This window comes from Streptomyces gottesmaniae (genome assembly GCF_031845845.1).
GTDB lineage: Bacteria > Actinomycetota > Actinomycetes > Streptomycetales > Streptomycetaceae > Streptomyces > Streptomyces akebiae.
The window spans coordinates 27,927-42,384 of the sequence record NZ_JAVRFJ010000014.1 but is presented as its reverse complement, the minus strand read 5'-3'; the positions used below and the strand labels follow the sequence as shown (position 1 = coordinate 42,384).

Below are 14,458 nucleotides of genomic sequence, written 5' to 3'. Positions count from 1 at the left end.
CGGGTGAGGCCGGTGCGCCTAGCGCGTCTCCAGGAACGTCAGCACGGCCAGCACCCGGCGGTGGTCGTCCGGCTCCTCGGGCAGCCTCAGCTTCCCCAGGATGCTCCGCACATGCTTCTCGACCGTCCCCTCGGTGACCCACAGCCGACGGCCGATCCCCGCGTTGGACCGCCCCTCGGCCATCAGGCCGAGAACCTCCCGCTCCCGGTTGCTGAGCATCGACAGCGGATCGTCACGTCTCTGCGCGGCGACCAGTTCCTGCACCAGAGACGGGTCCACCACCGACCCGCCCCGCCGGATCCTGTCCAGCGTCTCCAGGAACTCGTCCACGACGGTGATCCGGCTCTTGAGCAGATACCCGATGCTGCGCCCGCCGGCCAGCAGCTCCAGCGCGTCCTCCACCTCGACGAACGCCGACAGCACGAGGATCCCGACCGACGGATACCGCTCCCGGATCTCCCGCGCGGCCTTCAGCCCCTCCGTCGACTGCGTCGGCGGCATCCGGATGTCGACGATCGCGATGTCCGGGAGCTCGTTCTCCACCAGCTCCAGGAGCCCGGCGGCGTCGCCGGCCTGCCCGGTCACCTCGTAGCCGACGCGCTCGCAGAGGCTCGCCAGCCCCTCCCGCAGGAGCACGTCGTCGTCCGCGAGCACCACTCGCCCGCGCACCGGATTCTGATCGGCCTCCATGGTCTCGGCCTCCCCCTTGCCCGACCTGTCCTGTTCGTCCTGACAGCCTGCCTGAACACGGTCTTACGGCTAGCCGGAAGCCTAGTTGGGGGCGGGCCGTGAAGACACCTGAACGTTTGCCCGCAATGCTCGAAGAAGCGCAGCCGCGGGTGGAACCGGCGCCTCTGACGAGAGACGGCGAGACCTCCGCATGCCCGAGAGCCGGACGGCCGTCTCCGCCGTCCGATTCGACCGCCCGGAACGTACGCCCGTACCGAGACCCGGACTCCCCCCTTTGAACGGGCCTCACCGCGTACGCTTCGGGCGGTCACACGCGCGTCGCGCCGGCCGTCGCGGCCTCCCCGGGCGGGGGCAGCGGCAGCCGCACGCTCAACGTCGTCCCTTCGCCGGGCGGGCTGGTGACCGTCAACCTGCCGCCGATCGCTTCCACCCGGTCGATGAGCCCGATCAGTCCCGATCCCTTGTCGGGTTCGGCTCCCCCGACGCCGTCGTCCCGGATGAGCAGCTCCAGCACGCCGGGGTGTTCCTCGGCCGCCACGGTCACCACGCTCGCGCGCGCGTGCTTGACGGCGTTGGTGAGGCTCTCGGAGGTGACGTAGTACGCGGCCACCTCGACCTGTTCCGGGAAGCGGGTGCGGGCGAATCCGAGGTCCAGCTCCACGGGGATGGCGCAGCGGCGGGCCAGCGAGCGCAGGGCGGGGCCCAGACCGCCCTTGGAGAGGACGGACGGGTGGATGCCCCGGGCGACCTGGAGCAGGTCCTGGAAGGTGTCGTCGAGGCCCTTGGCGAGGTGGTCCAGTTGCCGGGCGAGCTCCGAGGAGGGGTCGTCCACCAGGGTCTCCGTCATCCGCAGCTCCAGCTGGAGGGAGACCAGGCGCTGCTGGACGCCGTCGTGCAGGTCGCGTTCGATGCGGCGCCGTGAGGCGTCGCCCGCGGCCACCACGCGCGCGCGTGAGGCGGTCAGCTGGTCCCGGCTGTCGGCGTTGGCGATCGCGGTGGCGATCAGCCCCGTGAAGTCGGCGAGCCGCGATTCGGCACCGTCGGGCAGCGGGTCGAGCAGCGAGGCGGCCACGACCACTCCCCAGATGCGGCCGTCCACGACGATCGGGGCGCCCACGGAGGTCTCCGACCGGGCCACGCACCGGGTCCGGGCCACCTCGTCGATGGTCCTGGCGGGCGCCTCCCGGCGGGTCAGGCAGGCGGCCTCGACGTCGTCCACGCGCGCGTGCGCGATCCCGAGGACCTTGATGCCGCCGTCGGGCTCGTACCGTATGACGGCCGCGGCCGTGCCCAGCAGCGACGCGACCTCCTCGGCCACCGTCGCGAACACGTCGGACGGCGGCACGCCGCGCGCGACCGCGGTGGCGACCCGGCGCAGCGCGGCCTGTTCGAGCGCGGCCCGGCGGCTCTCGGTGACGTCGCGGGCGGCGGCGTAGACGAGGCCCTCCTCGGGGACCGACCGGGCGCTCCACTGGAGCCAGCGTTCGGTGCCGTCGGCACGGAGGTACCGGTTCTCGAACTCGGCGACCTCGGCGCCGCTCGCCAGCAGCGCCACGGCCGCCCGGGTGCTGGCCCGGTCGTCCTCGTGGACGAAGTCGAGGAACGGCCGGGAGGTCAGTGTCCGGACCGGATAGCCCAGGGTGCGTTCGAAGGCGGGGTTGACGCGCTTGAAGTAGCCGTCGACGCCGCTGATGCAGAGCAGGTCCAGGGAGAGGTTGAAGATGCCCTCCAGTTCCCGTTCGGCCCGTCGGCGCCGGCCGTGGGCCGCGGCGAAGGAGGCCATGGTGCCGTTCATGCCGCCCAGCAGCTGGGCCCAGGTGCCGTCGAAGGAGTCGACGTCGGCCCGGTGTCCGAGCTTGCCCGCGTCGATCGCCGTGTTCATGGCCCGGATCTCGCCCGCCAGCCGCTCGCTGGTCACCCGCAGCTCGCGGAACGTGTCGGCGACGTCGCCGAGTTCGTCGCGTCCCGTGTAGCGGATGTCGTACGAGAGGTCGCCGTCCGACAGGGCCCGGGCGCCCTCGGAGACCTGGCCGAGGGGGCGGGTGATCGAGCGGCGCAGGATCAGCGCGAGGAAGACGACGAGGGCCAGGACGACGAGGCAGACCGTGAGTTCGGTGAAGGTCCGGGTACGGGTGGTGCGCAGGTCGCGGTGGGCGGTGTCGTCGAGTTCCCGGGCGGCCCGGTCACGGATGCCGCGCAGGGCGTCGGCGTAGTCCTCGGACTCGCTGAGCCACTCGTCGTACGCGGGCCACTCGGCGGGCCGGGGATCGGGGTCGGCGACCAGGTCGCGGGCCGTGCGGACGGCGCGTCCGGGGGCGCGGAAGCTGGCGGTGTGCAGTTCGGCCTTCAGCTCGTCCGACGCGGTCTGCTGGAACGCCCTGAGCTGGGCCTTCTCCAGCTCGGTCCAGCGGCCCGCGGTGGCGGTGGCGTGTCCGTCGCTCGGCGTGTGGAAGAGGATGGCGAGCTCCGCGCGTTCGCTCTCGGCGGCGGCGACGGCCCGCAGCATCGCGATGTGGGCGTCCGCCGCCCGGCCCGAAGCCCTGGTGGGGCGCCCGGCTTCGAGATCGGCGACGATGTCGACCACCTTGTTCTCGATGGCCCCGTACCGCTGGGCGACGGTCTGCGCCTCCAGCGACCCGGTGCCCGTCTGGACCCTGAGGGCATGCAGTTGGCGGCGTACGGCGTCGAGGATCCCGGCGTCGTCGGCCTCCGTCCGGCCGACCGTCTCCTCGAAGGCCCGTCGCAGCGTGTGGTCGGTGATCCGCTGGGCCTCCGACCGCCGACGCAGGGTGTCCGCGCCGACGCTCAGCCGGGCCTCCACCGCGGCGATGCGCTCGCGGGCGACGGCGTCGGAGACCTGGCTGATCTCGAAGGACACCTCGATCGCGGTGTCGAAGTCGCGCAGGGTCCGTGCCTCCCGCCACTGGGCGACGGCGGCGAACGCGGTGACGGCCAGCAGGACGGTGACCGGCAGCAGGACGAGCAGCGTCAGCTTGCGGCCGACGCGCAGCCGGGCCAGGAACGGGACGGTGTCCGCGGTCGTGGCGCGGCGGGACGCCGGTTCCGCCGCGGGGCGCGGCGCGGGGGCTGGTCGGCTGGGCGGTGGGCGGAGCACGGCCGGGCCTCACGGTCCGGTCGGGGGGTAGTGACCGTGGTCCGCCAGGTCCTTGTCGACGGCGCGGACCGCCTCGTCCAGGGCGGGCCGTACCGCCGCTCCCCGCATGATCTTCGCGAACGCCTCGGCGAAGGCGTCGGTGATCGCCGGGTAGGCGGGGGTCTGCGGCCGGGGGCGGGCGGTGCCGCCCCGCAGCTGGTCTATGTAGAGCCGCGCGGGCCCTCCCTCGGCGAACGCGTCGGTGCGTTCGATCGCGGTGCCGGTGGCGGGGATCCCGCCGTTGGCGTCCGTCATCCGCAGGACTTCGTCGGGGCGCAGCAGGAAGGACAGAAAGCGCCAGACCGCGTCACCGTCGGCCCCGCCCGCGGGTACGCCCCACTGCCAGGAACCCATCCCGGTGGCGCTGCCCGTGCCGAAGTCGGGCAGCGGCACGATCGCCACGTCGCCGGGGTGGGCCTCGGTGTAGCGCCCGTACCACCAGTGGCCGGTCCAGGACACGGGACTGCGGCCCTTCTGGAAGGCGTCGAGGTTCTTGTTCGCGTCCACGTATCCCGCCTTCGCCCAGCCCTGCAGCGTCGTCAGCGCCTCGACCGACCGCGGCCCGTTGAGCACTCCGTCGGCCGTTCGATAGGTGGACCGCTCGATCAGGTCGCCGCCCGCCGACCAGACGGCCGGCGCGAAGCCGTACGTCCCCCATTCGGTGTCGGCCCACGGCAGCTGGAGGTCGAGGGGTCTGTCGTAGCCCAGGGTGCGCAGCTTCTTCAGGATGCCGGTGAACTCGTCGGCGGTCCAGGCGTCGGAGACTCCCTTCGGGATGCGCACGCCCGCGTCCTTCAGCACCGACGGCCGTACGTACAGGCCGAGTCCGGAGTCGAACGTGCCGAGGCCCCACAGCCGGCCCCGGTAGGTGCCCTGTTCGAGGACGGAGGGGAGCAGGTCCGCGCGCAGGGACTCCGGGACGCAGGAGTCGATCGGCCTCAGGTGGCCGGCCCAGGCGTGGCTGAACAGCTTCGGCGCGTCGAAGTCGAGCAGGTCGGGCAGTTCCCCGTCGGCGGCGGCCGTGCGGACCAGGTCCTCGTAGTCGCCCTCGGGGACGTCCACGAGGCGGACCGTCACCTCGTCCTGGGCGGTGTTGAACGCCCGGACCTGGGCGCGTAGGGCCTCCAGCTCACCGTGCGCCGACGGCTGGTGGAACCACAGCGTGATCTGCGCGGGGTCGTCGATGCGCCCGTCGCAGGTCGCGTCGGCGGTCCGCCGGGGGTGCTGCTCGCCGTCGTCCCCGCCCGCCTCGCAGCCCGCGAGCAGCAGGGTCATGCAGAGCACGAGCGACGCCCGCGCGCGGTGCGACGTCCTCGAAGCGGCGGTCCGTCCGGGCAGTCGGGGAGCGCTTCGCCGGGGCCGGGCGGAGCGGGTCACGGGCCGCTCTTCGGGTAACCGTCGTGGGCGGCGAGGTCCTGGTCGATGGCCTCGACCGCGTCGTCCAGCGTCTTCTCGACGGGCGCTCCGGAGAAGACGATGTCGGCGACCGCCTGCGAGAACGCGACGGTGACCGCCGGGTACGCCGGTGTCTGCGGCCTCGGCCGGGCGGCACCGCCGCGCAACTGCTCGATGAACAGCCGCTCCGCACCGTCCTCGTCGTACAGCGGGGACAGCTTCACCGCGCCCTCGGTCCCCGGGATCGCGCCGTTGGCCTCGCTCATCCTGGCCACCTGTGCGGGGCGCAGCAGGTACTCCAGGAAGCGCCACACCGCGTCGCCGTCGGCGTCCCCGGAGGGGATGCCCCACTGCCAGGAACCCATGCCGGTGACGGTGCCCGTGCCGAAGTCGGGCAGCGGCACGATCGCCACGTCGCCGGGGTGGGCCTCGCTGAACTCCCCGTACTTCCAGTGCCCCATCCAGGAGATGGGTGTGCGGCCCTTCACGAAGGCGCTCTTGTCCTTCTTCCGGTCCCTGTCGACGTATCCCTCCTCCACCCAGCGCTGCATGGTGGTGAGCGCCTCGACGGACTCGGGGCTGTTGAGGAAACCGTCGGCCGTGCGGAACTCCTCGGGGTCGATGAGGTCGCCGCCGGCGGACCACACGGCCGGCGCGAAGGCGTAGGTGTTCCACTCGTCGGCGGTCCTGGAGTCGACGAAGTTCAGGTCGAGCGGCGCCTCGTAGCCCGCCTCGCGCAGCGTGCGCAGGATCTCCGTCAGTTCGTCGGCGGTCCAGGCGTCGTCGATCCCCTTCGGGATGCGCACGCCCGCGTCCCTCAGCACGGACGGCCGTACGTACAGGCCGAGTCCGGAGTCGAACGTGCCGACCCCCCACAGCCGCCCGTCGTACGTGCCCTGTTCGCGGAGGGAGGGCAGCAGGTCCTTCCTGGTCCGCGCGGGTACGCAGGAGTCGATCGGCCTGAGCGTGCCGGACCAGGCGTAGCTGTAGAGGTTCGGGCCGTCGAAATCGAGCAGGTCCGGCAGATCGCCGCTGGCCGCCGCGGACAGCACCAGCTCGGTGTACGGGCGCTGCTCGGGCAGGGTGACCAGTTCGACCCGTACCTGTTCCTGGGCTCGGTTGAACTCCTTCACCTGGCTCTTCAGCGTGGTCTGCTCGCCGCTCTGGCCCGCGTGGAACCACATCGTGATGTGTGCGGTGCCGTCGATCCTGCCGTCGCAGGTCGTGTCGCCCGCCGCCTTGTCCTCCTCGTCCACCCGGCGCTCGCCGTCACCGGCGCCACATCCGGCCAGGAGCAGCACGACGGCCGCAGCGCCCGACATCAGGGCACGGCGGACAGGACGTTTTCCGAGGTCCCCGCGTTGCGTCTTCATCGCACACCCCCACTCGACCGGACGGCACGGCCCTCAGGGCCACGACATGCTACTCCTCGTGTCGTGTGCGATCCCCTGAGTGAGAGAACCCCTCGGTCCGGCACAGCACTTGAGCACGTTCCCGCCGCCGGGTGTCCGGCGGCGACGACACTTTACGGCTAGCCGGAATGTATGGCCCTGACCACCTTGGAAGGCTGTGCCCATGTCCATGCGCTGTCTCATCGTCGATGACAGTGCCCGGTTCCTGGAGGCCGCCCGTAAGCTGCTGGAACGCGACGGCGTTTCCGTCGTCGGTGTGGCGTCCACGGGCACGGAGGCGCTGGCACGGGTCGTGGAACTGGCCCCGGATCTGGTCCTGCTGGACATCGACCTGGAAGGCGAGAGCGGACTGGACCTCGCGCCGAGGCTCGCCCGCACGGCCGCCTCCGTCATCGTCCTCATCTCCACGCACCCGCTGGACGACATCGAGGAACTCGTCGCCGCCAGTCCCGCCCGGGGGTTTCTTCACAAGTCGAAGCTCTCGGGAGAGGCACTGCGGGGCCTGTCGGGGCCCGGTCACGGGCCGTCCGCGCGGTGACGATCCCGGCGACGGTGTCCGGCCATGTCGGGCGGCGGGTGTTGTCGGGACTTGGTCAACACGCTTCAATGCGGGGGAACTCGGGGTGGGGAACGCGGTCGTACGGATGTGAAGACGGACGGCCGCCCAGGGCGTACGGATGTGAAGACGGACGGACGGCCGCCCAGGGTTCCTGTGGCCCCGAGCGTCCGCCGGGTGCCCGATCGGCACGCGCGGTCCCGAGCACACGTCGCGCACTCGCACTCGTCTACGGAAAGGTCCCTGCATGCGGCACGCCACAGAGCACGCGGACGTCGCGGTGGTCACGGACGTCGCAGCCGTCGCGGACGTCGCCGCGGCGGAGTTGGAGTCGGCCCTGCGGGGCGGCCCCTTCCATGTCGCCCTGCGCGCCGCGATCGCCGCCCGCGGACTGCCGCTGCAGCGCGTGCAGCACCACCTGACGCGCCACGGGGTCAAGGTCGGGGTCACCAGCCTCAGTTACTGGCAGCAGGGTGCCCGGCGTCCGCAGCGTCCTGAGTCGCTGCGGGCGGTACGGGCCCTGGAGGAGATCCTCCAGCTCCCGGACGAGTCGCTGATCCGGCTGCTCGCCCGGGCCGACGAGCAGTCCGGTCCGCGACGCCCCGCCGGCCGCTCGTACCGCTCCGTCGTGGAGGCCTCCGGCGTCCTCGAACGACTTCTCGCCGAAATGGAGGTGCCGCTCGACGGCGGGGTGCACACCATCGGCCACCACGAGCGGGTCCGGGTCGGTGCCTGTCGGGAGCTGTTGGGCCGCGAGTCCCAGCAGATCGTGCGCGCCCACAAGGACGGTGTGGACCGCTATGTGGCCGTCCACCACGGCGATCCTGGCTGCGCCCCGGAGCGGATGGGCGTCCGTGCCCTGGAGAACTGCCGCAGCGGGCGGGTGCGCTGGGACCGGGACACCGGTGTCCTGGTCGCCGAGCTGCTCTTCGACACCCGGCTGCGCAGCGGCGACACACACCTCTTCCGCTACGGCTTCGACGACGGCACGGCCGGTGTCTGCACCGAGTACGTCCGCGGCTTCCGCTCCACGGGCGGCCAGTACGCCCTCCAGGTCCGCTTCGACGAACGTGCCCTGCCCCTGCGCTGCCACCGCTTCAGCCAGCACTCCGCCGCGGCCCCGCGCGGCGGCCGGCAGAACCTCGCCCTGAGCGGCCTCCACCGCTCGGTGCACCTCGTCGAACCCCGGGTACGGACGGGGATCGTGGGAATCGGCTGGGACTGGGAGTGAGCACTGCGGAGCGGACGGCCCGGCACCGGGGCGGACGCCCGTCGCGACGCGCACGCCTTTGCGATACTTTCCGGCCGGAAGCCCCCAGAAAGGATCCGTCTCGTGATCGTCGTCGCCGGTGAAGCCCTGATCGACCTCGTCCCGCAGGGCGCGGGCGCGCTCGTGGATCTGCGGCCGGCCCGCGGCGGCGGTCCCTACAACACGGCCGTGGCGCTCGGCCGTCTCGGCTCCCCCACCGCCTTCTGCTCCCGGGTGTCGTACGACGTCTACGGAGAGGCCCTGCTGACCGGCCTGCGCGAGGCGGGGGTGGACGTGGCCGCCGTGCAGCGGGGCCCGGAGCCCACGACCCTCGCCCTGGCCTCGATCGGTACGGACGGCTCGGCCCGGTACTCCTTCTACGTCGAGGGCAGCGCCGACCGCCTGTTCGTGACACCCGCCCGGCTTCCCGAGGGCACCCGGGCCGTCTCCTTCGGCACCTGCTCACTGGTCCTGGAGCCCGGCGCGAGCGCGTACGAGAAGCTGCTGCACACGACCGCCGCCCAGGGTGTGTTCACCGCCCTCGACCCCAACATCCGGCCGGGTCTGATCCCGGACGCGGACGCCTATCGGGCCCGGTTCCGCAGCTGGCTGCCCTCGGTGTCGTTGCTCAAGCTCTCCGAGGAGGACGCGCGGTGGCTGGGCGGCACTCCGCGTCTGTGGCTGGACTCCGGCCCGGCCGCCGTCGTCGTCACCCACGGCGGCGAGGGGCTGACCGTCCACACCCGGGCGGGTGGGGAGCACTCCGTACCGGGCGAGAAGATCGACGTCGTCGACACCATCGGCGCCGGTGACACCGTCAACGCGGCCCTCCTGCACGGCTTGGCGGCCCGGGACGCCCTCTCCGACGCGGCCGTCGCGGCCCTGGGCGCCGAGGACTGGGCCGGTCTGCTCCGCTTCGCGGCCCGCGCGGCGGCGATCACCTGCTCCCGGGCGGGCGCGCAGCCGCCGTACGCGGCGGAGGTGGGCGAGCCGACGGCCTCCCTGGCACCCCAGGTGCGGGAGGGCTGACCGTCGAGGGGCCGTGGCTGCTGACGGGTGAACAGACGGCGGCCCGCGGGGGTTCCCGCGGGCCGCCCTGCTCTTCTCGTCGTGACAGCGGCTGAGGCTCGGGCGCCTCAGGCCTTGCGCGCCCCCGTGGCCTTCTTCGCGGGAGTGGCTTTCCTCGTGCTCGCGGCAGCCTTCTTGGCGGCCGTGGTCTTGGCCGCCGTGGTCTTGGCGGTCGCGGTCTTGGCGGCCGTGGTGGTCCGGGCCGTCGCCGTCTTCCTCGCCGGTGAGCCGGCGGCGACGGTCTTCTTCGCCGCGGCCTTGCGCGGGGCCTTCACCGGGGCCGCGTCGCTGATCCGGTCGGCGCCGAGGATCTCCCGAAGGAACTTGCCCGTGTGGCTGGCCGGAACGCCGGCGACCTGCTCGGGCGTGCCCTCGGCGATGACGAGGCCACCGCCGGCGCCGCCCTCGGGGCCCATGTCGACGACCCAGTCGGCGGTCTTGATGACGTCGAGGTTGTGCTCGATGACGATGACCGTGTTGCCCTTGTCGACCAGGCCGGACAGCACCGTGAGGAGCTTGCTGATGTCCTCGAAGTGCAGACCGGTGGTCGGCTCGTCCAGGACGTAGACCGTGCGTCCGGTGGAGCGCTTCTGGAGCTCGCTGGCGAGCTTCACGCGCTGTGCCTCACCGCCGGACAGGGTGGTGGCGGCCTGGCCCAGCCGGACGTAGCCGAGGCCGACGTCCTTGAGGGTCCTGAGGTGGCGGGCGATCGCGGGGACGGCCTCGAAGAAGTCGGTCGCCTCCTCGATCGGCATGTTCAGCACGTCGGCGATGGACTTGCCCTTGTAGTGGACCTCCAGGGTCTCCCGGTTGTACCGGGCGCCGTGGCAGACCTCGCACGGGACGTAGACGTCCGGGAGGAAGTTCATCTCGATCTTGATGGTGCCGTCGCCCGCGCAGTTCTCGCAGCGGCCGCCCTTGACGTTGAAGGAGAAGCGCCCGGGCAGATAGCCGCGGACCTTCGCCTCGGTGGTCTCGGCGAACAGCTTGCGGACGTGGTCGAAGACACCGGTGTACGTGGCCGGGTTGGACCGGGGCGTACGGCCGATCGGCGACTGGTCGACGTGCACGACCTTGTCGACGAGGTCGTCGCCGTCCACGCGCGTGTGCCGTCCGGGGACGCTTCGGGCGCCGTTCAGCTCGCGGGCCAGGTGGGTGTACAGGATGTCGTTGACCAGCGTCGACTTGCCGGAACCGGAGACACCGGTGACGGCGGTGAAGACGCCCAGCGGGAACGAGACGTCGATGTCCTGGAGGTTGTTCTCCCGGGCGCCGTGCACCGTGAGCTGCCTGCTCGGGTCGAGCGGGCGGCGGATGTCGGGCAGCGGGATGGCCTTGCGGCCCGAGAGGTACTGCCCGGTCTGCGACTCGGTGTTGTCGAGCAACTCCTTCAGGGAGCCGCTGTGCACGACCTTGCCGCCGTGCTCGCCCGCGCCGGGGCCGATGTCGACGATCCAGTCGGCCATCTTGATGGTGTCCTCGTCGTGCTCGACGACGATGAGCGTGTTGCCCATGTCGCGCAGCCGGACCAGGGTCTCGATGAGCCGGTGGTTGTCGCGCTGGTGCAGACCGATGGAGGGCTCGTCGAGAACGTAGAGCACACCGACGAGGCCGGAGCCGATCTGGGTGGCCAGGCGGATGCGCTGGGCCTCGCCGCCGGAGAGCGTGCCGGCCGCGCGGTTCAGCGAGAGGTAGTCCAGGCCGACGTCGACCAGGAACCGCAGCCGTTCGTTGACCTCCTTCAGCACCCGCTCGGCGATCTTCTTGTCGCGGGCGCTCAGCCTCAGCTCGCCCAGGAAGTCCGCGCAGTCGCTGATCGACATGGCGGAGACCTCGGCGATCGACTTCTCCATGATCGTGACCGCGAGGACGATCGGCTTCAGGCGCGTGCCCTCACAGGTGGGGCAGGGCACCTCGCGCATGTAGCCCTCGAAGCGTTCACGGCTGGCGTCGCTCTCGGCCTCGCTGTGCCGCCGCTTCACGAAGGGGATGGCGCCCTCGAAGGCCGTGGTGTACACGCGCTCGCGGCCGTACCGGTTGCGGTAGCGGACCTCGATCTGGGTCTTGTGGCCCTGCAGCAGGGCCTTCTTCGCGCGCTGCGGGAGACCGGCGAAGGGGATGTCGGTCCGGAATCCCAGGGCGTCCGCGAGGGCTCCGACGAGGCGGCCGAAGTAGTCCTTGGTGTGGCCGTGCGACCAGGGGTGGATGGCGCCCTCGTCGAGCGACTTGTCCTCGTCCGGGACGATCAGCTCGGGGTCGACCTCCATGCGCGTACCGATGCCGGAGCAGTCGGGACAGGCGCCGAAGGGCGAGTTGAAGGAGAAGGAGCGGGGCTCCAGCTCCTCGAAGGACAGGTCGTCGTACGGGCAGTACAGGTGCTCCGAGAACATGCGCTCGCGCTCGGGGTCGTCCTCGGGGAGGTCGACGAAGTCGAGCACGACCATGCCGCCGGAGAGGCCGAGGGCGGTCTCCACGGAGTCGGTGAGGCGGCGCTTGGCGGAGTCCTTCACCGTGAGGCGGTCGACGACCACCTCGATGGTGTGCTTCTCCTGCTTCTTCAGGGTCGGCGGGTTGGAGAGCTGGACGGTCTCACCGTCCACCCGGGCACGGCTGTACCCCTTGGTCTGGAGGTCCGCGAAGAGGTCGACGAACTCGCCCTTGCGCTCCCGCACGAGCGGGGACAGCACCTGGAAGCGACTGCCCTCCGGCAGTTCCAGCACCCGGTCGACGATCGCCTGCGGCGACTGGCGGGAGATCGGGCGGCCGCACTCGGGACAGTGCGGCTTGCCGATGCGCGCGAAGAGCAGGCGCAGGTAGTCGTAGACCTCGGTGATGGTGCCGACCGTCGAGCGCGGGTTGCGCGAGGTCGACTTCTGGTCGATGGAGACCGCCGGGGACAGACCCTCGATGAAGTCGACGTCCGGCTTGTCCATCTGCCCGAGGAACTGCCGGGCGTAGGAGGAGAGCGACTCGACGTACCGGCGCTGCCCCTCGGCGAAGATCGTGTCGAAGGCCAGCGAGGACTTGCCCGACCCCGACAGGCCCGTGAAGACGATGAGCGAGTCGCGTGGCAGGTCGAGCGAGACGTTCTTCAGGTTGTGCTCGCGCGCGCCACGGACGATGAGACGGTCGGCCACGCCGGTCCGCACCTTTCTTGAGTGAAGTGACAGGGGCCGGAGCCCCCGTCCTCCACAGACTAGGGGGAGCCACTGACAGCGCCGGTCCTGTTTCCCCGTTCCACAACAATCCCGGGCCTTCCAGCATGCCCGACGCCGCTCCCGACCATATAGCACGTGCATTCGATTTACGGCCCTGGTCCGCCACCTTCACCCGAAGGTGTGGCCCGGACTAGGGTCGGCGGCATGATGGATCACGCGCGTGACCTGGCCTCTGTGTGTGAAGCGACGGACCGGCTACTCACCGCGGTCGCCGACCTGGACGACGCCGCTGTGACCGAGCCGTCACGACTGCCCGGCTGGACCCGGGGTCACGTCCTCGCCCACCTCGCCCGCAACGCGGACGCCCTCGTGAACGTCCTCGAGGGGCGCCCCATGTACGTCTCCGGCGACGCCCGGGACGCCGACATCGAGCGGGACGCGCCGCGTCCGCTGAAGACCCAGCTCGCCGACGTACGCGACAGCGCGCACCGCTTCCAGGACGCCGCCTCGGTCTCCCAGGACTGGTCCCGCACGGTCGAGCTGCGCAACGGGGTCCTCGACACCGCGGCCTGGCTGCCGTTCCGGCGGTGGATCGAGGTGGAGCTCCATCACGTGGACCTGGGGATCGGGTACGAGCTGGAGGATCTGCCGGAGGAGTTCACCCAGCGCGAGATCAACTTCCTCGCCCACCGGTTCCACGGCCGCCCCGAGGTCCCCGCCCTGATGATCAGACGGGACGACGGTCGCATGATCCCCACCGGGGCCGTCGAGGGCGTCACCGAGGAGCAGCTCGACAGCGGCTACCGCCCGCCCCTGCCGGATCTCGTCGTCAGCGGCAGCCGGGCCGACCTCCTCGGCTGGCTCGCCGGCCGCCGGGACGGCACCGCGCTGCGCGTCGAAGGAGGCACGCTCCCCTCGCTGCCCCCGCTATAGGCTGCCCTCATGACGTACAGCGGAGCGGTGAAGGTCGGCGGTCCTGCGGATGTGCACGAGCTGCCGGACCTGATGATCTCCAAGGTCGCGGTGGGCCCGATGGACAACAACGCGTACCTGCTGCGCTGCCGGGCCACCGACGAGCAACTGCTGATCGACGCCGCGAACGACGCCCGCACCCTGCTCACCCTGATCGGTGACGACGGGATCGCCTCCGTCGTCACCACGCATCAGCACGGCGACCACTGGCAGGCGCTCGCCGAGGTCGTGGCGGCCACGGGCGCCCGTACGTACGCGGGCCGGGCCGACGCCGAGGGCATCCCGGTGGCGACCGACGTACTCGTCGACGACGGGGACACGATCCGGGTGGGGCGCGTGGAGCTCACCGCGCGCCATCTGGTCGGTCACACGCCCGGTTCGGTCGCGCTGGTCTACGACGACCCCCACGGGCATCCCCATGTGTTCACCGGTGACTGTCTCTTCCCGGGCGGTCCTGGTCGGACAACACGTCCGGAGGAGTTCAACTCCCTGATGGACGGCCTGGAAACCAAGGTATTCGACGTCCTGCCCGACGAGACGTGGATCTACCCCGGTCACGGCAACGACACCACGCTCGGCACGGAGCGGCCCCACCTCGCGGAGTGGCGCGAACGCGGCTGGTGACCGTCCAACGACGACCGCCCCCGTTTCGAAACCGAAGTAGGGGCGGTCGCGCGCTCAGGCCCGTCGGCGCTCGGAGAGCATCGTGCCCACGGACGGTGGCGTCCAGCGCTCCGTCACCGACACAAACAGCAGTGACCGCGGGGTGAGGAAGATCTGTGCCCGATCGTGCGCTGAGGCTGG

The 14,458-nt window shown here is 71.5% G+C and carries 10 protein-coding genes; 5 read left to right on the top strand and 5 right to left on the bottom strand.

What is annotated here, in order from left to right; all coding sequences use genetic code 11:
• Positions 1-18 precede the first annotated feature (18 nt).
• From RM704_RS17530 to RM704_RS17515, 4 genes are all read right to left on the bottom strand, one after another.
• Entirely contained in the window at positions 19-690 is a 672-nt protein-coding gene (locus tag RM704_RS17530; protein WP_033526627.1) for a response regulator transcription factor, read from the bottom strand.
• 307 nt (positions 691-997) lie between these two features.
• Positions 998-3,805 carry a PAS domain S-box protein gene (locus RM704_RS17525; RefSeq protein WP_033526628.1) on the bottom strand — a complete coding sequence of 936 codons (2,808 nt, stop codon included), beginning with the start codon at positions 3,803-3,805 and terminating at the stop codon, positions 998-1,000.
• A 9-nt stretch (positions 3,806-3,814) separates the two neighbouring features.
• Entirely contained in the window at positions 3,815-5,119 is a 1,305-nt protein-coding gene (locus RM704_RS17520) for an ABC transporter substrate-binding protein (protein WP_052145963.1), read from the bottom strand.
• A 98-nt stretch (positions 5,120-5,217) separates the two neighbouring features.
• The gene (locus RM704_RS17515; protein WP_033526630.1) at positions 5,218-6,612 is read right to left on the bottom strand and encodes an ABC transporter substrate-binding protein; all 1,395 of its coding nucleotides are present in this window, start codon (positions 6,610-6,612) and stop codon (positions 5,218-5,220) included.
• Between the two features lie 202 nt (positions 6,613-6,814).
• Between RM704_RS17515 and RM704_RS17510 the strand changes: the two genes are divergently transcribed.
• From RM704_RS17510 to RM704_RS17500, 3 genes are all read left to right on the top strand, one after another.
• Entirely contained in the window at positions 6,815-7,189 is a 375-nt protein-coding gene (locus RM704_RS17510) for a response regulator (protein ID WP_033526631.1), read from the top strand.
• A 265-nt stretch (positions 7,190-7,454) separates the two neighbouring features.
• Positions 7,455-8,438 carry a hypothetical protein gene (locus RM704_RS17505; RefSeq protein WP_033526632.1) on the top strand — a complete coding sequence of 328 codons (984 nt, stop codon included), beginning with the start codon at positions 7,455-7,457 and terminating at the stop codon, positions 8,436-8,438.
• A 102-nt stretch (positions 8,439-8,540) separates the two neighbouring features.
• Positions 8,541-9,485 carry a carbohydrate kinase family protein gene (locus tag RM704_RS17500; protein ID WP_052145964.1) on the top strand — a complete coding sequence of 315 codons (945 nt, stop codon included), beginning with the start codon at positions 8,541-8,543 and terminating at the stop codon, positions 9,483-9,485.
• 107 nt (positions 9,486-9,592) lie between these two features.
• On the opposite strand, the gene uvrA is transcribed toward RM704_RS17500, so the two are convergent.
• The gene (gene uvrA, locus RM704_RS17495; protein WP_033526633.1) at positions 9,593-12,661 is read right to left on the bottom strand and encodes an excinuclease ABC subunit UvrA; all 3,069 of its coding nucleotides are present in this window, start codon (positions 12,659-12,661) and stop codon (positions 9,593-9,595) included.
• Between the two features lie 225 nt (positions 12,662-12,886).
• Here uvrA and RM704_RS17490 point away from each other — a divergent pair, with 225 nt between their 5' ends.
• The gene (locus RM704_RS17490) at positions 12,887-13,615 is read left to right on the top strand and encodes a maleylpyruvate isomerase family mycothiol-dependent enzyme (RefSeq protein WP_033526634.1); all 729 of its coding nucleotides are present in this window, start codon (positions 12,887-12,889) and stop codon (positions 13,613-13,615) included.
• 9 nt (positions 13,616-13,624) lie between these two features.
• Complete coding sequence (locus tag RM704_RS17485) at positions 13,625-14,278, top strand: MBL fold metallo-hydrolase (RefSeq protein ID WP_033526635.1); 654 nt, start codon at positions 13,625-13,627, stop codon at positions 14,276-14,278.
• Positions 14,279-14,458 lie beyond the last annotated feature (180 nt).